The organism is Propionivibrio soli (assembly GCF_025770765.1).
In the GTDB taxonomy this organism is placed as follows: Bacteria; Pseudomonadota; Gammaproteobacteria; order Burkholderiales; family Rhodocyclaceae; genus Propionivibrio; species Propionivibrio soli.
The window spans coordinates 98691-121706 of the sequence record NZ_JANZKY010000008.1 but is presented as its reverse complement, the minus strand read 5'-3'; the positions used below and the strand labels follow the sequence as shown (position 1 = coordinate 121706).

Here is a 23016-nt window from a genome sequence, read left to right as displayed (position 1 = left end):
CTATTCAGCGGGCTCGCGCCGCCATGTCCTGGCCGCCGACAAGCTTCGTGTAGACGATGTAGAGGACCAGCGTCGCTGCGAACAGGATTGCCGAGAGCGCGGCGGCCATGCCCCAGTTGATCGTCTGGTTGGTGTAGAAGGCGACGAAGTAGCTCGCCATCTGTTCCTTCGGACTGCCGAGCAGCGCCGGCGTGATGTAGTAGCCCATGCACAGGATGAAGACGAGCAGGCAACCGGCGCCGACACCGGGCAGGGCGAGAGGGAAATAGACTTTCCAAAAACTGCGGATCGGCGGGCAGCCGAGCGAAACGGCCGCGCGGACGTAGCTCGGCGAAATGCCCTTCATGACGCTGTATAGCGGCAGGATCATGAACGGCAGCAGGATATGCACCATGGCGATGTAGACGCCCGTGCTGTTGAAGACGAGTTCCAGCGGCTGGTCGATCAGCCCGAACAGCATCAAGGCCTTGTTGACCAGTCCTTCGCTCTGCAGAAGTACCAGCCAGGCAGCGACGCGGACGAGGATCGACGTCCAAAACGGCAATACGACAAAGATCATCAGCACGTTCGCGATGCGCGGCGGTTGCGTCGCCATCAAGTAGGCGAGCGGGAATCCGAGCAGCAGGCAGAAGGCCGTGACGATCGCCGACATGCCGAACGTGCGCGCAAAGACATTGACATAGATGGCCTCGTCGGCATCGGCCTGAACGACGTTTCCGGCGTCGTCGTACTTGCGGTCGACGGAAGCGAGCAGGTAGCGCGCCGTATAGGGCGACGCGTTGCGCGCGAGATACTGCCAAGTGGCGGGTTCCTCCCAGCGCGGGTCCGCTTCGACAAGCGCCTCGCGAGCCGACGCTCCAGCCGTGGGCGGCAGTGCACGCGCGGTCTTCATCATCAGCGAGCGGAAGCCGGGCAACTCCATGTTCAACCGCTTGGCGGCTGCGGCAAACACCGGCGAGCCTTTGTGTTGCACGATTTCATCGGCGAAGGCGGCGAAGACCGCATCGGGCGGCGCGTTTTTCCCGTCCCATTGCCGCAGCAACTCGCTGGTCGCCGGAAAGGCGCTGACAATCTCCGGGTTGTCGATGCTGCGCTTGAGCAGTGCGGCAATCGGCCAGATGAATGTGAGAACGAGAAACAGCACGAGAGGCAGGATCAAGGCGCCGTACTTGAGCTTCTTCAGCCGTTCCGCGCGGGCGAGTTGCTCCTTCAGCGACATCGGCGTTTCGGCCGTTATCGCCTCCGGCATCGTCAGGGTCGATGGCGTACTCATACGGTAATCCTCGGTTCGGTGCACTGTCATGCTGTCGGCCGCGATCGTGCTCTTGCGCTATCGTCGAGCCGCCATGACGACGGCCCGACGTGGCGCCTGGTTGAGCGGAGCGTGCTTACTTTGCCGCCCAGGCGTTGAAACGCTGTTCAAGGTCTTCGCCGTGTTCGACCCAGAACTGCGTGTTGCTGGCCAAAGCGCCCTTCATGTTCTGCGGCGCTGTCGGCAGCTGAGGCACGATCGCCTTGTCCACCAGCGCGGTTCCCTTCACGTTGGTCGGTCCGTAGGGAATCTCGCCAGCGAACACTTTCTGGTTCTCGGGCTTGCTGGCGAAGGCGATGAACTTGTAGGCCTCTTCCTTGTTCGGCGTGCCGACCGGAATGCCCCAGGAATCGAAGTCGTAGATGTTGTTCGTCCACACGATCTTCAGGTTCTTGCCTTCCTTCTGCGCGGTGGCGATGCGCCCGTTGTAAGCCGTGCTCATGACCACGTCGCCGGCGGCAAGCAATTGCGGCGGCTGGGCACCCGCTTCCCACCATTGAATGTTTGACTTGATCTGGTCGAGTTTCTTGAAGGCCCGATCGGCCCCGGCTTTGGTGCCCAAGGTCTTATAAACGTCTTCGGGTTTCACGCCGTCGGCGAGCAGCGCGAATTCGAGAGTGAACTTGGCTCCTTTACGCATGCCGCGTTTTCCCGGGAATTTCTTCAGATCCCAGAAGTCGTTCCAGGAGGCTGGCGCATTCTTCAACGTATCGCCGTTGTACGCGAGGACGGTAGACCAGACGAAGATGCCGATGCCGCATTCAGAAAGGGCGGCAGGAACGAAGTCCGCCTTGGGCCCGATCTTGCCCATGTCGAGCTTCTCGTACAGACCTTCCTCGCAGCCGCGCGCAAGTTCCGGCGACTCGACCTCGACGACATCCCACGTGACGTTCTTTGCCTCGACCATGGCCTTGATCTTGGCCTGTTCACCATTGTATTCCCCGGCGACGATCTTGCCTCCCGTGGTTTTCGTATACGGCTGGTAGAACGCCTTCTCCTGCGCCTTCTGGTTGGTCCCGCCAAAGGAAATGACGGTGACGTCGGCGCTGGCGGTTCCAGCTACCAGACAGAGGGCGGCGCAGGCCGCTGCGATGGGACGAACGGCAGTGGTGGTGCGGGTCATGAGGCTCTCCTGGGTGAAAATAAGCAGTGCTGATCGGATAAGGTCGTACGGGTGAAGAAAGTCATGGTCAGGCGGCAACGCTGGGATCGAGGGCCAGCAGCTGTTCCGGGTTGATGCCGACATGGATTGCATCTCCCATGTCGAACCGGTGTTTGTGCTGCGCCGCCGGCGCCTTGATTACGAGCTCCTTGCGACCGGCAAGCTCGACGCGTACGCGCAGGTGGTCGCCGAGATAGATGATCTCTTTGACATATCCGCCAAGACGATTGGCGCAGCCGAGCGACTGCGCGTTCAGTTGTACGCACTCGGGGCGAACCGAAAGCACGGCGCGCGATCCCGGTTTGACAACGTTGCCGATGCTCGCTTGTACCCGCGCGCCGTTGTCGAGGCGTACCTGGCAGGTTTCGCCGTGCAGCGACTCCACGGTGCCGTCGAGCGCATTGTTCTCGCCGATGAAGTTGGCGACGAAGTTGTTCGCGGGCTTTTCGTACAATGCCGTCGGGCTGTCGATCTGCTGTATCACGCCGTGGTTGAACACGGCGATACGGTCCGACATCGTCAGTGCCTCGCTCTGGTCGTGCGTGACGAAGACGACCGTAATTCCCAGCTCTTCGTGGATATGCTTGATTTCCAGTTGCATGCGCTCGCGCAACTGCTTGTCGAGCGCGCCGAGGGGCTCGTCCATCAGTACCAGTTCCGGATCGAATACGAGCGCGCGGGCAAGTGCGATGCGCTGTTGTTGTCCGCCGGAAAGCTGCTGCGGATAGCGATCGCCGTACGCTCCGAGCTGTACGACATCAAGTGCGCGTGTGACCTTCGCGTCGATTTCGGATGCCTTCAGCTTGCGGATCGCGAGCGGGAAGCGCAGGTTCTCGGCCACCGTCATGTGTGGAAACAGCGCGTAGTTTTGGAACACCATGCCGATATTGCGTTTATGCGGCGGTACGCTGTTGATGACTTTGTCACCGAGGCGAATTTCGCCGCCGGTCGGCGTTTCGAATCCCGCGAGCATCATCAGGCAGGTCGTCTTTCCCGAACCGGACGGACCGAGCAGCGTCAGGAACTCGCCGCGCCGAATATCGAGATTGAGATCGCGGACGATCAGATTCTCGCCGTCATAAGTTTTCTGCACCTTGCGAAAGGTTACGTGCGGCACGGCGTTCTTCAGATCGCTTTTGTTCACTTTCATCTCCTTGCCGTTGGTATTCACTATCCGGTGCCGTCGGGCGGCGACTTCCAATGCCAATCTCAATCAACCACAGCTTGATCATAGGGAAATCATTGGTCAAAATGAGAACCAATTTTTGTTGATTATGTGAGACCAATTTGGGTCGGCACCATGGAACAAAATCTGGTTATCGAGGTCGTGAAGCAATATCTGGGCCGCCAGTTGTCCGCGGAAAAGCTGCGCTTTCGTCTCTATATGGCGCTACGCCTGGCGATTCTCGATCGCGCGTTGAGGCAGGGGACGAAGTTGCCCCCGACGCGACGTTTGGCTGACGACCTCGGCATGGGCCGCAATACCGTCGTTCGCGCCTATGAGCAACTGCTCGTTGAAGGCTATCTGGAAGGGCGGGTGGGCGACGGAACCTATGTGTCCGACATCGTCGATTCGGCAAGCAAGGCAGCCCCGCCAAAGCGCCTGCTGGGAACGCGGCGTGAAGGCTTATCGAAGCGCGGCAATGGCATCATGAACCACGCCGCGAGCAGCGTGATCCAACATGGTGCATTCATGCCCGGCGTTCCGGACGTCGACCTGTTTCCCTTCAGCATCTGGCGGCGCCTCGTCGCCAAGTACATTCATCCCTCCCAGTCGCGCCTGCTGCACTACACGCACCTTGGCTACGGGCCGCTCAAGGTGGCTCTGGCCGACTACCTGCGCGTGACGCGCATGATGGTCGTCGATCCAAAGCAGATCGTTATCGTCAACGGCACGCACCAGAGCCTGGACTTGTGCGCGCGCATGCTGACTGACCCGAACGATCGCGTCTGGATCGAGGATCCGGGCTACTGGGGGGCGCGCAACGTGCTGCGAGCGGCGGGGCTCAACGTCGAGCCGATCCTTCTCGACGACAAAGGGTTGGCGCCCACCGAGGAAGACTGGGCCGCCCCGCCGCGCTTGATCTTTACTTCGCCGTCGAGCCAGTATCCGACCGGAATCGTAATGTCGCTGGACCGGCGGCTAGAGTTGCTCGAACGCTCGCACCAGTTTGGTTCATGGATCATCGAGGATGATTACGACAACGAGCTGCGTTACGACGATCGCTCGGTGGCCTCGCTGTTCGGTCTCTGTCGACGCCAACGCGTGATCTACACCGGGACCTTGAGCAAAGTCATGTTCCCGGGGTTCCGTCTGGCCTACATGGTCCTCCCCGACGATCTTGTTGATCCGTTTGTCATCGGCAACTCGGAGCTTTACCGTGGTGGCCGGATGACCGAGCAAGCGGCCTTGGCCGAGTTTATCGCCGAAGGCTATTTCTCGGCTCACATCAAGCGTATGCGTTCAGTATATCGGGAACGTCGCGACGCTTTGCGCGAATCGATGGAGTCACGGCTTGGCGACGTGGTCAGCGTTTCGGGGGGACACGCGGGACTGCAACTACTCTATCGCTTCAACCGTCCGGTCGACGACACGCTGATTGCGGCCGATGCGCTTGCCGAGGGCGTCGTGTGCCGGCCTCTGAGTATGTATCACGCAGTGCCCCAGTTCAGCCATCCCGGCTTGAATCTCGGGTTTGCAGCGGTTCCGGAGAAAACGATCGTTTCGGCCGCGGCGCGCCTGGCGCGTGTGATCGAACGCTTTCTCTGATTCATTTCGGCGTTCTTCGCCTTCCTCGTCGCCTCTCTTGCATTTTCCAAGGTGATCCAAGTTCTTTCATCTGTGTGCAGTATGCCGACGGCGTGCCGCAGTCCGCACAGGAGAGCAGGCAAAGCGCTTACATACTGTTACGCAACAGGCAAACAAGACCAACAGACGGAGGGCAGTCGGCGACGTACACTGCAATCGTTGCTTCAGCGCCCCCCGCTGGCAACGTTTGACCCTCCCTGACCCATCGCAATGATGGGATTTCAATCCCGTGCCGTACCGGCGCGGGATTTTTTTTGCCTGTTCCTTATGATGCAAGCGGCATTTAACGCCGGCTGCCTACACCCAGTCCCGAGGCTGCAACACGTCGTAAAGGCCCGCCTCCGGCGTCCCCGGCTCAGGGTGCCAGTCGTATCGCCATTTCACGAGTGGCGGCAACGACATGAGGATAGATTCTGCGCGCCCGCCTGACTGAAGGCCAAACAGGGTGCCGCGGTCCCACAGCAAGTTGAATTCGACGTAACGCCCGCGCCGATAGGCTTGGAAATCGCGTTCGCGTTCGCCGTAGAGGGTCTGCCAGCGTTGGATGACGATCGGAAAGTAGGCTTGTGCGAAGGCGTTACCGACAGCCTGCGTGAGCGCGAAACAGCGTTCGGAACCACCCTCGCTCAGATCGTCGAAAAATACGCCGCCGACGCCGCGCGGTTCGCCGCGGTGCTTGAGAAAGAAATACTCGTCGCACCACTGCTTGTAGCGAGGGTAAAGCTCGTCGCCGAATGGAGCGAGCGCCGCCTTGCACGTGCCATGGAAATGGCGGATATCGTCGAGGAAAGGGTAGTACGGCGTGAGGTCCATGCCGCCGCCGAACCAGCCGACGGGCTCGTCTGCTCCATGGGTCGCGTTTGTCGCCAGTAGCGCGCGGACGTTCAAATGCGCGGTGGGGCAGTAGGGATTACGCGGATGCAGGACGAGCGACACGCCCATCGCTTCGAATCCCCAGCCGGCGAGTTCGGGGCGTTTTGCCGTCGCCGACGGCGGCAGCTCTTTGCCGGCTACGTGGGAGAATGCAATACCGCCGCGCTCGAACACGGCGCCATCCTCGATGATGCACGTCAACCCACCGCCAGTCAGAGGCCGGCCGGGCTCCTTGGTCCATGCATCGCGCCGGAAAACGCTCGTCGCGTCCCCCGTGAGCCGCTCAACGTCCTCGGCGGCCGCGACCAGGCGCTGCTGCAGGCCGGTGAAGTACGACTTGAGCGCCCCGGCCTCGATCATCGTTAGCGGCTGGTGGCGCGGTGCCCGATGTCGCGCCGGTACTGCATGCCGTCGAAGTGGATGCCCACAAGCGCATCGTAGGCGTGCTTCTGGGCCTGCTTGACGTTGTCGCCGAGCGCCGTGACACAGAGAACGCGTCCACCGGAGGTGACGACCTTGCCGTCGCGTTCGGCGGTCCCCGCGTGGAAGACGTGGACGTTTTCATTTTCTTCCGGGAGGCCGCTGATCACGTCGCCCGTGCGCGGGGTGTCCGGGTAACCAGAGGCGGCGAGCACAACGCCGAGTGCTACTCGGCGGTCCCACTCCGCTTCGACCTGATCGAGCTTCCCGGCGACGGCGTGTTCGAGCAGTGTAAGCAGATTGGATTTGAGACGCATCATGATCGGCTGCGTTTCGGGGTCGCCGAGCCGGCAGTTGAACTCGACCGTCTTCACCGATCCATCCTTGCCGATCATCAGGCCGGCGTAGAGAAATCCGGTGTAGGGAATCCCGTCGGCGGCCATTCCGCGTACCGTGGGCAGAATGATTTCGCGCATCGCTTTGGCGTGGATCGCCGGCGTGACGACCGGTGCCGGTGAATAGGCGCCCATGCCGCCGGTATTTGGACCGGTGTCGCCATCGCCGATGCGCTTATGATCCTGGCTCGACGCCAGCGGCAGAACGTTCTTGCCGTCGACCATGACGATAAAACTTGCCTCTTCGCCTTCGAGGAATTCCTCGATGACAACGCGCGATCCGGCCTCTCCGAGCTTGTTGCCGGAGAGCATGTCGTCGATCGCACGGTGCGCGTCTTCCAGCGTCATGGCAACGACGACACCCTTGCCGGCCGCCAGGCCATCGGCTTTGATGACGATCGGAGCGCCTTGCTGTTCGACGTACGCGTGTGCTGCCGCCATGTCCGTAAAGGTTTCGAAGCGCGCGGTCGGAATCTTGTGCCGCGCCATGAAGCGCTTGGCGAAGTCCTTCGAGCTCTCGAGCTGGGCGGCTTCCTTCGTTGGCCCGAAGACCTTCAGTCCGCGTGCACGAAGGCGATTGACGATACCCGCCGCCAACGGCGCCTCCGGCCCCACGACCGTCAGGTGGATTCCTTCCTTCTCGGCAAAATCCGCGAGCGCTTCGTGGTCGGTAATGTTGACGTTTTCAAGTTCCGGTTCGCGTGCCGTACCCGCATTGCCCGGTGCGACGTAGACCTTCTGCGGGCCCGCCGATTTGACGAGTTGCCAAGCCAAGGCGTGTTCTCGGCCGCCGGAACCGATGACGAGTAGTTTCATAAGGGCTGTAACGCGGTAGTGAAAAACGGTTTGGGGGCGGTTGGGCGTATCGTGTTCATCGCTTGGCCGCCTCCCCGTCGCGGATCAATGGCGGAAATGGCGGGCACCGGTAAATACCATGGCGATCCCATGTTCGTCGGCGGCGGCGATAACTTCCTCGTCGCGCATCGAGCCGCCCGGTTGGATCACCGCCTTGGCGCCGGCCTCGGCGAGTACATCGAGACCGTCGCGGAACGGGAAGAAGGCGTCGGAGGCAACGACCGAACCGTTCAGGTCAAGCCCGGCCGCCTTGGCCTTGATGGTAGCGATCTTGGTCGAATCGACGCGGCTCATCTGGCCCGCACCGACACCGAGCGTCATCCCGCCGCCACAGAAAACGATGGCGTTGGATTTGACGAATTTGCCGACGCGCTCGGCAAAGAGCAGATCTTCGATCTGTGGCGCCGTCGGCTGGACCTTGGTGACCACCTTCAGATGACTGGCTTGTACGTTGAAGTTGTCGGGCGTCTGCACCAGCAGGCCGCCACCGACGCGTTTGAGCTCAAAGGTATTGAGCTGGCGGGCGAGAGGAACGACGAGCACGCGCAAGTTCTGCTTCGCGGCGAGCGCGGCTTTCGCCTCGCCGGTGTAGGACGGGGCGATCAACACCTCGACGAAGTGCTTGCGCTCATTCATGGCGTTGACCACATCGATACCGACTTCTCCGTTGAAGGCGATGATGCCGCCAAAGGCGGAGGTGGAGTCAGTTTTGAAAGCTTTTTCGTATGCGCCGAGCAACTTGGCGTCGATGGCTACGCCGCAGGGGTTGGCGTGCTTGATGATGACGCAGGCCGGCGTTTCGAAAGTCTTGACGCATTCCCACGCCGCGTCGGCGTCGGCAATGTTGTTGTACGAGAGCTCCTTCCCCTGCAACTGGGTGTAGGCGGCGATGCTTCCGGCGGCCGGATGGACGTCGCGGTAGAAGGCTGCGCTCTGATGTGAGTTTTCGCCGTAGCGAAGGATCTCGACGCGGTCGAAGGCCAGCTGCAACCGATCCGGGAAGACCGATGGGGCCGGTGCCGCCTCGGCCGGCTTCGCCTCCACGCCGGCGTCAAGGCCTGTCAGCCAGTTGGCGATCATGCTGTCGTAGCGGGCCGTGTGCGTGAACGCCTTCTTGGCCAGATTGAAGCGGCTCGCCAAGGTCAGAGCACCGTCGTTGGCCTTCATTTCGTCGAGCAACGCTGCGTAGTCCTCGGGGTCTGTGACGACGGCAACGCCGGCGTAGTTTTTCGCCGAGGAGCGGACCATTGCCGGGCCGCCGATGTCGATGTTTTCAATTGCATCTTCCAGCGCCACCCCTGGCTTGGCGATCGTCGCGGCAAACGGGTAGAGGTTGACGCAAACGAGATCGATCGTCGGGATACCGTGTTTTTCGATTGTTGCCATGTGTTCGGGCACGTCGCGCCGAGCCAGGATGCCGCCGTGGACCTTCGGATGCAGCGTCTTGACGCGACCGTCGAGCATTTCCGGGAAGCCCGTGTAGTCGCCGATCTCGGTCACGGCGAGACCGGCCTCGCGTAGCAGTTTCGCTGTACCGCCGGTGGACAGCAACTTGACGCCAAGGGCAGCGAGGCCTTGGGCGAAGTCAAGCGCACCGCGTTTGTCGGAAAGGCTGATCAGGGCTTGGCGGATTTTCATGGATGCTCTTTTGTAGGAGGAGTTCGGAAATCAGACGAGCTTGTAGTCGACAAGTTTCTTGCGCAACGTGTTGCGGTTGATGCCGAGGATCTCGGCCGCTTGCGTCTGGTTGCCGCCGGTCCGGTTGAGTACCACCTCAAGCATTGGGCGCTCGACACTCTTCAACACCATGTCATAGACGCCTCCCGGGACTTCGCCATCCAGATCTTCGAAATAAGTCTCCAGGGCACCCGCGATGCAGGCGGAAATGTCGTTCGCGCGTTTCATGCGGCGAGTTCCTCGCTTTCGTTATCGTCGCCCGGCGCTATATAGCACAGCCTTTCGCCGTGCCCGGCGAGACCGTGAAAAAACTGGTTTACGGCACGGCGCTGTTGTTCCACGTCGGGGAGCTGATTCATGCTGTGGCGGAACGCGGCAGATCCGGCCAAGCCGCGCGTGTACCAGGAGATATGTTTGCGCGCGACCCGGACCCCCGCGTCGACGCCATAGAATTCATACAGGTCTTCGAGGTGGGCGAGCAGCACTTCGTGGATCTCGCTCACTCGCGGCGGCATCAGGTGCGTGCCGGTTTTCAGGTAATGCTCGATCTCACGGAACAACCACGGCCGCCCTTGCGCGGCGCGACCGATCATCAGCGCATCGGCACCGGTAACGTCGAGTACGTGCTTGGCCTTCTCCGGAGAGTCGATGTCGCCGTTGGCGATTAGCGGAATGCGGGCGGCGGCTTTTACCGCAGCAATCGTGTCGTATTCCGCCTCGCCGGTGTACCCGCAAGCCCGCGTGCGGCCGTGCATGGCCAGCGCGCGGATTCCCGACTGCTCGGCGATCCTGAGAATCGAGAGCGCATTACGCGAGTTCTTGTCCCAGCCCGTACGGATCTTGAGCGTCACCGGCGTGTCCGGAACGGCACGTACGACGGCTTCGAGAATGCGTCCGACCAAGGGCTCGTCGCGTAATAACGCCGACCCGGCCATCACGTTGCAGATCTTCTTGGCCGGGCAGCCCATGTTGATGTCGATGATCTGCGCTCCGCGCTCTACATTGTGCCGAGCGGCATCAGCCATCATCTGCGGTTGGGCGCCGGCAATCTGCACTGAAATGGGCTCGACCTCACCGTCGTGATTGGCGCGCCGCTGCGTCTTGGCGCTGCCGTAAAGCAACGAGTTCGATGTGACCATTTCGGACACGGCCAAGCCCGCGCCCATCTTTTTGCAGAGCTGGCGGAAAGGCCGATCCGTCACCCCGGCCATCGGCGCGACAAACAGATTGTTCCTGAGCGTAAAGCCGACGAATTCCATGCGGTGACAACAACGAAGTGTTTACGGCGGAAGGGCGAATTTTACCGCGATTTGCCGCCTACAAAATAGTCAATCCCGCATGGGGAGAGTATCGGCAGAACGGACGCGACGGCCGGTTGGCCGCCGCTCTACGACAGATTCAGCGGGCGTTTCCCGGTTCAGGCAGGACGATATTGACTTCGAGGACTTCGTAGTTGCCTTGCTTTTCCAGAGAGACCTTGATGTCGTCGGGAGCCACGGCCACGTACTTCGAGATGACCGCGATCAGTTCCTTCTGCAGCGCCGGCAGAAAGTCCGCCTTGCCACCGCCGTTGCGTTCGTGCGCGATGATGAGCTGCAAGCGCTCCTTGGCCACCGACGCGGTCTTGGGTTTGTTGCCGAAAATCAGAGAGAGCAGGGACATTATTTACCCCCGAACAGTCGCTTGAGCAATCCCGGCTTTTCGTAATCGACGAAGCGCAGCGGTTTTTCGGTACCGAGGAAACGCTCGACCACGTCCATGTACGCTTCGGCAACGTCGCTGCCTTCGATATGGATGGCCGGCGTGCCCTGGTTCGATGACTGCAGGACTGACTCGGATTCCGGGATCACGCCGATGATCGGTACGCGCAGAATTTCGTGGATGTCCTTGTAGGACAGCATTTCGCCTTCGTCGACGCGCTTCGGCGAGTAACGGGTGATGAGCAGGTGCTCTTTCACCGGCACACCGCCGGCGATCGCGCGCCGCGACTTCGCCTGGATGATGCCCAGGATGCGGTCCGAGTCGCGTACGGACGACACCTCCGGATTGGTGACGATCAGCGCTTCGTCGGCGAAGGTCAGTGCCATGACGGCACCGCGTTCGATACCGGCCGGCGAATCGCAGACGATGTAGTCGAAGCCCATGTGTTCGAGCTCTTTGAGAACCTTTTCGACACCTTCCTCAGTGAGCGCATCCTTGTCCCGTGTTTGGGATGCGGGCAACACATAAAGGTTGTCTTTTTGGCAGTGTTTGTCTTTGATCAGCGCCTGGCTGAGCGTGGCTTCGCCGTGGATGACGTTGACGAAGTCGTAGACCACTCGCCGTTCGCAACCCATGATCAGATCGAGATTGCGCAGACCGATATCGAAATCGATGACCGCGGTCTTGAAGCCGCGCAGGGCGAGACCGGAAGAAAAGCTGGCGCTGGTGGTGGTCTTGCCGACTCCTCCCTTGCCCGATGTAACGACGACGATCCGTGTCAAGGCTCTTTCTCCCTGGAAAAAGATAGCAATTTTACCTGTTGCCGCGTTTTACCGCGGAGTTGGCTGCACGCGCGGGCCGCTTGCCCGGCTCAAGTGGTCGCCAAAGGGTCCAGCGTTAGCCGTGTTGCACCTTCGGCGTCATTTCCGACAAGGCGGACTTGGACCGGATGCCCGGCCAGTTCATTCGGCACGCCGCCCTCGAAGGTGCGATAGACCCCGGCGATCGAAACCAGTTCGGCTTCGAAACGTGTGGTGAAGATTCGTGCGTCGGTCGCGCCCTTCGCGCCGGCCAGGGCGCGACCGCGCAGCGGCGCGTACACGTGGATGCTTCCGTCGGCGATAACCTCGGCTCCAGCGTTAACGGCCGCAAGGACGACCAAATCTCCTCCACGGGCATAAGCTTGCTGGCCGGAACGCAGGGGTCGGTCGATGACGAGCGTCGGCGCGTTGACTGGCGTTGGAGGCGGAGGCGGGGCGACCGGCACCGAACTGATTGTTTCGGTTGCGCGCTCCCGCGCGGCGGTCACCGACTTCGTCTCCTCGGCCGGGGCGGAGGGCGCCTCACCACGCACGGCGCGCTTGAAGGCCGCGAACGTCGGCAGTCCTGCGTGCGCCGCGGAGTCCCTCAGGGCTTCACTGCCGCCGCGCACGCCAATCACGTTAAGCCCGTGTCGTCGGAGTTCGGAACGCAGAGCCGTCCAGTCAACTGGACCCGCCGACTCGGCCTCTTCCGCCCGGTCGAGTTCGATGACGGCAGCGTCACCCTCGAAAAACCCCTCGTCGCCAAACAATTCCTTGGCGGCTCCGGCGAGGGCCACCGTTTGCAAGGTACGTAAGGTGACGCTGACGACGGGAAGCGTCGTTCCCTTGAATTCGATAAGTGGTGTTTTCTTGATCGTACGGGCCATGGCGGTTACGAGCACACGAAAGGCTTCGCTGCGGGGCTCAGAGTCTAGCCCACATCGGGTGAGAACGCCTAGGGGCGGGCGCTGCCAACTTATCGTCTTGTTGCCGCTATCCCTATATCCAGGCGCGGGCACCCCAGATCATGCGACGGGCGACAAAGTGCCGTAACGGTGGCGCAAGGTCGAGGGCCAGCAACCCTATGCCGCGCGCGTAGCGTAACGGCGAGATGTCGTTCGAGAAGAGGCGGACGATACCGTCGGTGAAACCTGCGCCGCCATAACGATCGACCCGGCGTCGCGCCGCATACGCGGCAAGTGTTTCGGGAGCGCCTGAATCGGTACGACGATGCAACTCCTCTGCCAGTTCCCAGGCGTCGCGCAACCCTAGGTTGAAACCCTGGCCGGTAACCGGGTGCAGCGTCTGCGCGGCGTTCCCGATCCATACCTGGCGCGGTCGTACAAGCGGGGTGCGCACCCGGAGGGCCAAGGGATAGCTGGCTCGCGGCCCCGTCGAGACGAAGCGCATACGCGCGCCGAAACGTTCGCGCAGAAGGTCGAGGAAAGCCTCGTCGTTAAGCATCGCCAACTCCTCGGCTTTGGCCTGCGGGGCTGTCAGGACCACGGCATAGTTGCGGCCGTTGGGCAACAGGGCGAGCGGACCGTCCGGCGTGAACCGTTCCCAGGCTCGATGGCCATGGGTGGGCTCGGTGGTTACGTCGGTGATCAGGGCGCGTTGTCCGTAGTCACGAACCTTTACGTCGGGAGACTGTGTGCCGCTTCCTTCCGCGTGCACGACGAGGCGCGCAACAATGCGCAGGCGACGACCGTGACGATCTATGTTTGCGTGGATTTCGTCCCCTTCGATCGCTAGGTCGGCGACCTCACAGTGGTCGATCAACGTGTTCTGCGCAATGCCGACATCCAGGGACGCGGCAAGATCGCTGTAACGCATGACGTAGCCCAGCGCCGGGAGCTCGTAGTCGCTTGCGTTGATGTGCGTGCGCCCGAAGCCGCCTGCCTGTGAGACGTGAATTTCCCGAATCGGCGTGGCGGCAGAGTTGTCCCACGCATGCAGGCGTTCGAGCACTTGTCGGCTGCCGTGCGAGAGGGCGAGGGTGCGCGGGTCCGAAACCCAGGCGCCACGGGGTTTCCGGTCTACGATGAGGACACGCTTGCCGCTTTCCGATAGGGCGTGCAGGAGCGTCATGCCGACGGGGCCGGCGCCGACGATAAGGATGTCGGTATGCAGATCGCCGTACGGGAGTGCGGAATCGGAACCGTTGTCACTCATCGCGCATTACGTCCTCGATTTCGGCGACGGTCTTCGGCGCCGTCGTATAGACCTCTCGTCCGCTTTCGGTCACCAGCACGTCGTCTTCAATGCGCACGCCAATTCCATGCAAGTGTTCGGGAACGTCGGGGCCGGGGCGGATGTATATCCCAGGTTCGACGGTCAGCGTCATGCCGGGAACGAGCGTTACCCATTCGTCTCCCGATTTGTATTCGCCGGCGTCGTGTACGTCGAGACCCAGCCAATGCCCGGTTCGGTGCATATAGAAGCGCTTGTAGCCTTCGTTTTCGATCAATCCGTCGAGGTTGCCCTCGAGCAACTTCAGGTCGAGCATCCCCCGCGCCAAAACGCGCAAGGCGGCCTCGTGGTAAGCAATGAACGACGCACCAGGTTTGATGGCGTCAATCGCCGCTTGCTGGGCGGCAAGCACAATCTCGTAAACGTCGCGCTGCACGGCGCCGAATTTTCCGTTCACCGGAAATGTTCGGGTTATGTCTGAAGCATATCCGCCGACCTCGCAACCAGCGTCGATGAGCACCAGCGAGTTTGCCGCCAGCAGCTTGTCGTTTTCAACGTAGTGCAAGACGCAGGCATTACGCCCCCCGGCCACAATCGGTGCATAGGCATGACCGTCAGCGCCGCGCTTACGGAATTCGTAGGACAGTTCTGCCTCGAGTTCATACTCGGCCATGTCGGGGCGACAGGCGCGCATGGCGCGTGCGTGGCCCGCCGAGGCGATCGCGGCCGCATGGCGCATGATGCCGATTTCGCGGGCATCCTTGACGAGCCGCATGCGATCGAGTTCTTGGTGCAGGTCGCGGATTTCGGTGGGCGCCCGTTTCCCCGCGCGAACCTGTGCGCGAACCTCGTTGAGGCCGTCGACGATCTTCGCGTCCCAGGCGGCGTCGTGGCCCAAGGTATGCCACAGCGAGCCACGGTTCGCGAGAAGATCAGGGAATCTTTTTTCGAATTCCGCGAACGGGTAGGCCTCATCGAAGCCGCAAGCCTCGCGCGCCGCTTCCGGGCCATAGCGAAAACCGTCCCAGACCTCGCGTTCCTCGTTCTTTTCGCGGCAGAAGAGGATCGACTTTGGTTCTTGGCCGCCGATGAACACAGCGACCGCTTCCGGTTCTGGAAAACCCGAGAGGTACCAGAAATAGCTGTCGAAGCGATAGGGATGGTGGGAATCGCGGTTCCGTATATGCTCGGGAGCGGTCGGTACGACCGCGATGCCGTCGCCAATGCGGCGCAGCAACGCCTGGCGACGGCTTGAGTAAGGTTCGTGCTTCATGTGCTTGTTCTCATAGTTTGTCGCAGAGTCCGGTCGAGCTCCGCGAGACGTTCGGGGGTTCCAACGTCGACCCATCGACCGTCATGGCGTTCCCCAGTGATTTCGCGGCGGGCGATAGCGTCATCGAGCAGGGGGCGAAGCTTGAGAACGGCGCCGCTTGGAACACTGGCAAAGAACCGCGGCGAGAAAACGCCCGTGCCCGCGTAGGTGAGCGTGGGTGGGGGGCCATCCTGTGCATAGCGCACTGTCTGTCCATCAAGGCAGAAATCTCCACCGGCGTGTTGCGGCGGGTTGTCCACGAAGACCAAATGGGCGTAGCGCGGACGCAGTGTGTGGGCGCGCCTAAAATCCCAGTCGCACCAGACGTCGCCGTTCACAACGAGAAAAGGCTCGTCGTCGAGCAAGGGCAGCGCTTTGGCGATGCCACCCGCGGTCTCGAGGGCCCCTGGCGGTTCGGCGGAGTAGCGGATCGCGAGGCCGAACTGGCGGCCGTCACCCAGCGCAGCCTCGATCTGCTCGCCTAAGTGCGCGTGGTTCATTACTACGTCGCGAAAACCGGTAGCCGCGAGGCGTTCGAGATGCCAGACAATCAGCGGTTTTCCGCCAGCGGAAAGGAGCGGTTTGGGCGTGTGGTCCGTGAGCGGCCGCATGCGTTCGCCGCGGCCGGCAGCGAGGATCATGGCTTTCATATCGGCGGCGTTCTCGTTGTCTCGATAGCAAAGCTAGAAAGTGTATGTGACCGCGGTGGCGTTGCCTTCGAGTTGATCGAGCAGCCTCGCGAGCGGCCGGAGTTCGAGATAGCGTTCGCAGGTTCGGCGCAGATAAGCCATTACCCGCGGCATGTCTCGCAGGTAGCCGTCCTTTCCGTCACGGTGGAACAGCCGGGCGAAAATGCCGAGCACTTTGATCTGGCGCTGTGCCCCCATCCATTCGTAGTCGCGGTAAAAGTCGTCGAAGTTGTCGCGGACGGGCAGCCCCTGCTGGCGCGCCATTTCCCAGTACCGGATCACGAAATCGAGCTCCTGCTCTTCCTCCCATGTGATGTAGGCATCGCGATAAAGTGAAACGAGATCGTAGGTAATCGGGCCGTAGACGGCATCCTGGAAGTCGATGATCCCAGGATTCCCCGGATAGCCTCCGTCCCGCAGCATCAAGTTGCGCGAATGGTAGTCACGATGCACGTACACCTTGGGTTGAGCGAGATTATTGGCGAGAATCTTTTCGAACGTCTCGCGCAAGTCGTGGCTCTGCTTTTCGTTCAGGGAGGTGTCGAGATGCCTGGCCACGTACCAGTCGGGAAAGAGAGCGAGTTCGCGTTCGAGTAATGCACGGTCGTAGTCCGGGAGGATGCCCGGCTGACTAGCGCGCTGGATTGCAACCAGCGCTGCATTCGCGTCGCGATACAGGGAGGGCGCGGTCGTTTCGTCGAGGACGTTCAGATAGGTGGTATTGCCAAGATCGGAAAGAAGCAGAAAGCCGTGATCGAGGTTCTCGGCATAGACCTCTGGAACGTGTACGCCGGCTTCTCGAAACAGGCCGGCTACCTTGAGGAACGGGCGACAATCCTCGTGTGTCGGCGGTGCGTCCATGACAATGCGGGTTTCGCCGTCCGGCATGCGAATTCGGAAATAGCGGCGGAAACTCGCATCTGCTGACGCGGGCTCGATCGCGAAATCGTGTTGAGGATGTGTGCGCGAGAAAAGGTCATGAAGCCAGTCGCGCAGCAGGACAGTACGCGGCATGCCGCTTCTCCCGGAGCTATGGTGCTAAAATGCAGCGATTTTATCATTGGCCCAGATAGCTGCCGCGCCGCCGAAATACGTCAATTCGCTGCGCCCAATTTGTGATTGTTCTCGGATGAATTCGTCTTTCCGGCGCACACGAGTGGCGCTGCTCCTCTGCTATGGTTTTGCGAGCGCCGTTGGCGGTGCGTTCGCAGGGAAGGCTTTCGCCCAAGCCCCCGAGCCGCTACGCGTGGACCCGGTGCTGCTTGGCTTGCCTCCGCTGCCTGCTCCAGAAGCATCGTCCCCGAGCAAGGACGTACGGAAGGAACCGGCCGGAACAGCGTCGTCGCCCAGTTCCGAGGATAGAGCTAAATCTCGCGTCGACGCCAAACCGGGGATGTCTGCGGAGCCGGTGGCTGAAAAGCCTAAAGCTGACATCAATCCGGTGGAGTCCGCGGAGGTCGAGGCGCGGCCTCTCGAAACGGCCAAGCCGGCGAATACGCCCGCAACCGCGCCCGCCAAAAGCGAGCCCATACCGCAAGTCGCAGGCTCGTCCAATGCTGTACGCGCCGGGGCGGAAAGTGTGCCCCAAGGGGCCGCAGCAGCGCCGATACAATCTCAATCCTCACCTAACGCGACGGCGGCGGCCTCGACAAGTACCGAGCCGCGTTCGGTGCCGCCGGTGCCCGCAACTGCGGCGGCCAAGGCGCCCGCTTCTCAGGCAGCCAGTGCGCGTTCCACCCCCGCAGCCGTGCCTGGGCCGAAAGCGACTTCGGTTACTTCGCTGGAGCCGCTGAAAGTCGACCCGGCGCTCCTCGGTTTGCCTCCGGTGACTACGACTGCCTCCGCGCCGTCGTCTAGTTCGGTGGCTTCGTCCTCCCTGCCCGGGGGCGAACGCGACCGGCAACGGAGACCGTACGGTGCGGCAGGCAGCGAGGCAGCGGATCAGCTGGCTTCGTCCTCGGACACGCGCCCGCCTACTGTCGCGGCCACCGGGCCCCGGGATGAGGAAGAAGTGCCGGACGATCTTCCTGCCCTCGCCTTGCGGCCGTCGGCCAAGATGGAGACGCTCGGCAGGAAGAGCGATGAGTCCCGGCCGGTGTTCCTCAGCGCTCAGCGCATGGGCGGTACGGTGGACCGCGAATTCGTGGCCGAAGGCGACGCCGAGGTACGCAAGATCGGCACCGTCGTCAAAGCGGACCGCATGACCTACTGGCCGATCGACAACGAGGTTGAAGGCGAAGGCAATGTTCGTCTGGAGCAGGGGGAAGACCTTGTCACCGGTCCTAAGATGCGCCTCAAGATCGAGGATCAGGTCGGCTTTTTCGATCAGCCGGTTTATACCTTCAAACGCCAACCGGATGCGGAAAAGCTCGCAGCCGAAAAACGAGGGTTCCGGCCGCGGACAACCGACGATCTCGATGGCGACTGGTTGAACTCGGGTTTCGAAACGCCACAGGCTCAACGGTTCTCGAACTCGATCAAGATGGCCAGGTCGACCACCGAAGCCTTTGGACAGGCGGATCGGATCAACTTCGAAGGTGAAAACCAGGTCCGGCTGACGAACGCGACCTACACTACGTGTTCGCCAGACAACATGGATTGGTACGCCAAAACATCCGATCTGAAACTGGACTACGACCGCGAGGTGGGTGAAGGCAAGGACGGGACGATCTACTTCAAGGATGTCCCGATTTTATACTCCCCGTGGCTCTCGTTCTCACTGAATAACAAGAGAAAGTCCGGATTGCTGTCGCCAAGCATCGGAACGAGTACCGACAACGGAATCGAATACTCTCAGCCGTACTACTGGAATATCGCACCGAACATGGATGCGACGATCGCTCCGCGTCTGATGACCAAGCGCGGCGTGCAATTGAACAATGAGTTTCGATATCTCAATACCGCTTATGGGGGCACCTACCAGGGCGAAGCGCATATCGAGTATCTGCCGAACGACCATAACAAGAACGGGGATAACCGTTACGGGCTTTCGTTGCGGCACACACAATCCACTGCCAGTGGATTTTCGAGCCAGATCAACTACAGCAAGGTCTCGGACGACGACTACTATACGGATCTCTCCAGCGATATCGCGGCGACGTCCTCGACGCAGCTTCTCCAACAGGCGGTTCTCTCGTACGGTGGCGGCGGCTGGTGGTCGACGACGGTTAACCTGCAGCAGTACCAGACGCTGCAGCCGGATGCGAAGAACCCGGTGCGCGAGCAGTACCGTCTCCTGCCGCAGATCACGTTGACGGCTCGCAAGCCCGACTGGAACCTGCTGGACGCGAGCTTCCTCGGCCAATACACCAATTTCACCCGGCGCGACCAAGTCATGAGCGGCGTGACGATCGACGGAGACAGCGGTCGGCGGCTGGTGGCTTATCCGCAACTCGCGGTGCCCTATGTGACGCCCGGGTGGTATGTCACGCCAAAGGTGGGCCTCAATGTCCGCCACTATGCGCTGTCCGGCCAAGCCGCGGGGACCCCCAACTCGATCAGCGTGACGTTGCCGGTGTTCAGCGTCGACTCCGGGATGACTTTCGAGCGAACCAGCAATTGGTTTGGCCGGGACTACACGCAAACATTGGAACCTCGTCTCTACTACCTGAACATCCCGTACAAAAACCAGGACGACATACCGCTCTTCGACACGGGGCTTGCGGATTTCAACTTTGCTCAGATCTTCTCTGAGAATCAATTCTCGAGTTGGGACCGGCTAAACAACGCCAATCAGCTGACGGCTGCGGTGACGAGCCGCTTGCTCGAGCCGGACAGCGGCAACGAGGTCGCCCGTGCTATGGTTGGTCAACGCTATTACTTCACGCGCAACAAGGTTGGGCTGACGACCACCACAACGACAGACGATAACGAGAAGTGGGACCGCTCCGACTTCCTGGCAGCGTTCAGTGGCCAGATACTGCCCAAGGTATATGCCGATGCCGCTTGGCAATACAACCTCGAGAATCGGCAAGCCAAGCGGTATTCGACCGGCATTCGCTATCAGCCCGCTCCCGGCAAGGTGCTGAATGCCGCCTATCGTTACAACCGCGATGCCAGCGCGCCGATCGATCAGGTCGACTTCTCCGGGCAGTGGCCCATCACCGGGCGTTGGCATTTCGTCGGCCGTTTCAACTATTCCTTCGGCGACGACTCATCCGCCTCGACCACGTCGACGGGATCCAAGGACGGACGGCTGATCGAATCGATCGCGGGGCTCGAGTACAACGGTGGTTGTTGGGTCGTGCGTGGCGTCTTCCGGCGACAGGCGCTGACACAAGACAACACGTCGACGTCGTTCTACGTCCAGCTTGAACTGAACGACTTCTCGCGTATCGGATCCGATCCGCTCAAGCTGCTCAAGCGCAATATTCAAGGTTACAGCCTGATCAACCAACCGGGTACGGATTCGGGTTTTGACGAATAGAAGGTTCCCCATGATGTCTCTATTTCGTGCCGCGATTCTTTGTCTCTGCTTCGTGACCACCGCTTCTGCGCAGTCGGCGCAACGTCCGTCGGAACCGATTTCGGCCGACCGCATCGTCGCTGTCGTCAACGACGAAGTAATCACGCTGAATGAGCTGCGCGCCCGTCTCGACGTTGCCGTCTCGCAATTGCGGCGGCAGGGAACGCCCTTGCCAGCCCGCGATGTGCTCGAAAAGCAGATGCTTGAGCGCCTGGTGACGGATAAGGTGCAGCTGCAATTCGCGCGCGAGATCGGATTGCGAGTGGATGACGCTCAGCTCGAACAAGCCCTGCAGCGGATCGCTTCGAGTAACAAGATGTCGATGATGGAGTTCCGGCAAGCTTTGCAGAAGGACGGTATCGAATACGCGAAATTCCGCGAGGACATCCGCGAGGAAATGACGATTGCGCGCGTCCGTGAGCGCGAGGTTGAAAGCAAAATTGTGATTTCCGAGGGCGAGATCGACAATTATCTTAATGGCCAGTCAGGCAAGGACAATGCGGCCGAAGAGTATGGTCTGGCGCATATCTTGTTACGTGCTCCCGAGTCGGCGAGTCCGGAACAAATACAGCAACTCAAAGCTAAAGCAGACCAGATTCTGGAGAGGATCGGTCGCGGCGAGGATTTCGCCCAGTTAGCGGCGGCCTACTCAGATGCCCCGGATGGTTTGCAGGGCGGCAACATGGGCGTGAGGTCGCTCGAACGTTTTCCGGCGATTTTCGCGGAGGCGGTGACGAAACTGAAGGTGGGCGACGTAACGCCACTGCTGCGTAGCCCTAACGGCTTTCATATCGTCAAGGTGCTATCGAAGAGCGGAGGGGCTTCATTGCCTCCCGTCCAACAAACGCACGTGCGGCACATCCTTGTGCGGGTTAATGAGCTCGTTTCGGAAGCCGATGCGCGTCACAAGCTGGAAGGGCTGGCCGAACGTCTGAGGCATGGCGCCAACTTCGCGGAACTTGCCCGCACGTTTTCTCAGGACGGATCGGCGACGAAGGGCGGCGATCTGGGATGGATCTATCCGGGCGACACGGTGCCCGAATTCGAGCGCGTGATGAACCGCCTGCAGCCTGGCGAAATCAGCGAGCCGGTACAGTCCCCATTCGGATTCCATTTGATTGAGGTGCTTGAGCGCCGTGTGCAGGACGTGTCGTCCGACCGGCAGCGACAGGCGGCGCGGCAGGCGTTGCGCGAGCGCAAGCTGGATGAAGCGTACCAGGACTGGTTGCGTCAAGCGCGTGATCGTGCGTACGTCGAACTGAGGCTCGACGAAGGTTGAGCCGCATGGGGAAGGTTCAAGTCATCGCCGTGACGTCGGGCGAACCGGCGGGTGTGGGGCCGGAGCTCTGCCTACGGCTTGCCGAACGCAACGTGATGGCTTCCGGAGTACGGTTGATTTTGCTTGGCGACCACCAGTTGCTTGCAGAGCGCCTGGCTCAAACGGGAGCAAGGCTTCGACTGCGCGAATGGGACCCACGGACACCTTCGGAAGCGAGCGCGCTGGAGGTGTTGCACATGCCATTGGCCCGACCTTCCCAGGCGGGAACACTCGACCCGGCGAATTCCCCCTACGTGCTGGGGTTGCTCGACCGTGCGCTGGAGGGCTGTGTCAGCGGCGAGTTCGCGGCGATGGTTACCGCACCGGTCCACAAGGGCGTGATCAACGACGCTGGCATTCCCTTCACTGGACACACCGAGTATCTCGCAGAAAAGACGAATACCGCCCAAGTGGTCATGATGTTGGCGGGCGGCGGCCTGCGCGTGGCGCTCGCAACAACGCATCTCGCGCTGCGGGACGTACCGGACGCTATCACCCCGCAATCGCTTGAGTGCGTTATACGCGTCCTGTATGCGGAGATGGGTCGAAAGTGCGGCATTGCCCAACCACGAATTCTGGTGGCCGGACTGAATCCCCATGCGGGCGAGGGCGGTTATCTCGGGCGTGAGGAAATTGAAGTGATTGGCCCAGTGCTTGAGCGTTTGCGTCAGGAAGGCATGCAACTCCTTGGACCTTTGCCGGCCGACACGATGTTTACACCGTCCATGTTGGCCAAGGGTGACTGCGTGCTCGCGATGTATCACGATCAGGGTCTGACGGCACTGAAATATGCCAGTTTCGGCAATGGCATCAACGTCACGCTCGGCTTGCCGATCATCCGCACGTCGGTGGACCACGGTACGGCGCTCGAATTGGCGGGAACCGGCAAGGCCGATCCGGGGAGCCTGTTCGTCGCTGTCGACCAAGCAATTGAAATGGCGGCGCGTGCCGGTGCGACAGCGCAGCGTGCCTGAGCTCTGCGAGTTACTGGTGAAGAAGGCAATGTTGCGTTTGCTGATACCGCTTACGCAG

At 61.1% G+C, this 23016-nt stretch carries 19 protein-coding genes; 4 read left to right on the top strand and 15 right to left on the bottom strand.

All coding sequences use genetic code 11. The features are described from left to right. Positions 1-4: 4 nt before the first annotated feature. The 3 genes from NZ453_RS11110 to NZ453_RS11100 all read right to left on the bottom strand — a co-directional run bounded on the left by NZ453_RS11110 (position 5) and on the right by NZ453_RS11100 (position 3618). Positions 5-1273, bottom strand: a complete 1269-nt coding sequence (locus tag NZ453_RS11110) for an ABC transporter permease (RefSeq protein ID WP_263770644.1) — start codon at positions 1271-1273, stop codon at positions 5-7. A 115-nt stretch (positions 1274-1388) separates the two neighbouring features. After that, positions 1389-2435 (bottom strand): ABC transporter substrate-binding protein, encoded by a 1047-nt coding sequence (locus tag NZ453_RS11105; protein WP_263770643.1) that lies wholly within the window; start codon positions 2433-2435, stop codon positions 1389-1391. A 67-nt stretch (positions 2436-2502) separates the two neighbouring features. Then, positions 2503-3618, bottom strand: a complete 1116-nt coding sequence (locus NZ453_RS11100) for an ABC transporter ATP-binding protein (RefSeq protein ID WP_263770642.1) — start codon at positions 3616-3618, stop codon at positions 2503-2505. 156 nt (positions 3619-3774) lie between these two features. Here NZ453_RS11100 and pdxR point away from each other — a divergent pair, with 156 nt between their 5' ends. Beyond that, positions 3775-5244 carry a MocR-like pyridoxine biosynthesis transcription factor PdxR gene (gene pdxR, locus NZ453_RS11095; RefSeq protein WP_263770641.1) on the top strand — a complete coding sequence of 490 codons (1470 nt, stop codon included), beginning with the start codon at positions 3775-3777 and terminating at the stop codon, positions 5242-5244. A 336-nt stretch (positions 5245-5580) separates the two neighbouring features. Here pdxR and hemF read toward each other — a convergent pair whose 3' ends face one another. The 12 genes from hemF to NZ453_RS11035 all read right to left on the bottom strand — a co-directional run bounded on the left by hemF (position 5581) and on the right by NZ453_RS11035 (position 17215). Beyond that, on the bottom strand, positions 5581-6513 hold the full coding sequence (gene hemF, locus NZ453_RS11090; RefSeq protein ID WP_263770758.1) for an oxygen-dependent coproporphyrinogen oxidase: 933 nt from the start codon (positions 6511-6513) through the stop codon (positions 5581-5583). A gap of 5 nt (positions 6514-6518) precedes the next feature. After that, positions 6519-7787 (bottom strand): phosphoribosylamine--glycine ligase, encoded by a 1269-nt coding sequence (gene purD / locus NZ453_RS11085; RefSeq protein WP_263770640.1) that lies wholly within the window; start codon positions 7785-7787, stop codon positions 6519-6521. An 84-nt stretch (positions 7788-7871) separates the two neighbouring features. Next, positions 7872-9464: a bifunctional phosphoribosylaminoimidazolecarboxamide formyltransferase/IMP cyclohydrolase gene (purH, locus tag NZ453_RS11080; RefSeq protein WP_263770639.1), complete on the bottom strand. Its 1593-nt coding sequence runs from the start codon at positions 9462-9464 to the stop codon at positions 7872-7874. A gap of 30 nt (positions 9465-9494) precedes the next feature. After that, a complete protein-coding gene (locus tag NZ453_RS11075; protein ID WP_263770638.1) occupies positions 9495-9731 on the bottom strand; it encodes a helix-turn-helix domain-containing protein in 237 nt (78 codons plus the stop codon). Then, the gene (dusB, locus tag NZ453_RS11070) at positions 9728-10762 is read right to left on the bottom strand and encodes a tRNA dihydrouridine synthase DusB (protein WP_263770637.1); all 1035 of its coding nucleotides are present in this window, start codon (positions 10760-10762) and stop codon (positions 9728-9730) included. The genes NZ453_RS11075 and dusB overlap by 4 nt, the downstream gene beginning before the upstream one ends. A gap of 139 nt (positions 10763-10901) precedes the next feature. Then, positions 10902-11165, bottom strand: coding sequence for a cell division topological specificity factor MinE (gene minE, locus NZ453_RS11065; protein ID WP_263770636.1), 264 nt, complete (start codon positions 11163-11165; stop codon positions 10902-10904). Beyond that, positions 11165-11986 carry a septum site-determining protein MinD gene (gene minD, locus NZ453_RS11060; protein WP_263770635.1) on the bottom strand — a complete coding sequence of 274 codons (822 nt, stop codon included), beginning with the start codon at positions 11984-11986 and terminating at the stop codon, positions 11165-11167. Before minD ends, minE begins: the two co-directional genes overlap by 1 nt. An 89-nt stretch (positions 11987-12075) precedes the next feature. Next, positions 12076-12894 carry a septum site-determining protein MinC gene (minC, locus tag NZ453_RS11055; protein WP_263770634.1) on the bottom strand — a complete coding sequence of 273 codons (819 nt, stop codon included), beginning with the start codon at positions 12892-12894 and terminating at the stop codon, positions 12076-12078. A 112-nt stretch (positions 12895-13006) separates the two neighbouring features. Further along, on the bottom strand, positions 13007-14182 hold the full coding sequence (locus NZ453_RS11050) for an FAD-dependent monooxygenase (protein ID WP_263770633.1): 1176 nt from the start codon (positions 14180-14182) through the stop codon (positions 13007-13009). Continuing rightward, positions 14175-15473 (bottom strand): aminopeptidase P N-terminal domain-containing protein, encoded by a 1299-nt coding sequence (locus NZ453_RS11045; RefSeq protein WP_263770632.1) that lies wholly within the window; start codon positions 15471-15473, stop codon positions 14175-14177. The genes NZ453_RS11050 and NZ453_RS11045 overlap by 8 nt, the downstream gene beginning before the upstream one ends. Beyond that, complete coding sequence (gene murU / locus NZ453_RS11040; RefSeq protein WP_263770631.1) at positions 15470-16162, bottom strand: N-acetylmuramate alpha-1-phosphate uridylyltransferase MurU; 693 nt, start codon at positions 16160-16162, stop codon at positions 15470-15472. Before murU ends, NZ453_RS11045 begins: the two co-directional genes overlap by 4 nt. Positions 16163-16195: 33 nt before the next feature. Next, complete coding sequence (locus tag NZ453_RS11035) at positions 16196-17215, bottom strand: aminoglycoside phosphotransferase family protein (RefSeq protein WP_263770630.1); 1020 nt, start codon at positions 17213-17215, stop codon at positions 16196-16198. A gap of 664 nt (positions 17216-17879) precedes the next feature. On the opposite strand from NZ453_RS11035, the gene NZ453_RS11030 reads away from it, so the two are divergent. Genes NZ453_RS11030 through pdxA form a run of 3 tightly spaced genes read left to right on the top strand, consistent with a single transcriptional unit; the run spans position 17880 to position 22958 of the window. After that, positions 17880-20627, top strand: a complete 2748-nt coding sequence (locus NZ453_RS11030) for an LPS-assembly protein LptD (RefSeq protein ID WP_263770629.1) — start codon at positions 17880-17882, stop codon at positions 20625-20627. Between the two features lie 10 nt (positions 20628-20637). Next, positions 20638-21945, top strand: a complete 1308-nt coding sequence (locus tag NZ453_RS11025; protein WP_263770628.1) for a peptidylprolyl isomerase — start codon at positions 20638-20640, stop codon at positions 21943-21945. Positions 21946-21950: 5 nt separating this feature from the next. Next, positions 21951-22958: a 4-hydroxythreonine-4-phosphate dehydrogenase PdxA gene (pdxA, locus tag NZ453_RS11020; RefSeq protein WP_263770627.1), complete on the top strand. Its 1008-nt coding sequence runs from the start codon at positions 21951-21953 to the stop codon at positions 22956-22958. The last annotated feature ends 58 nt before the right edge of the window (positions 22959-23016 follow it).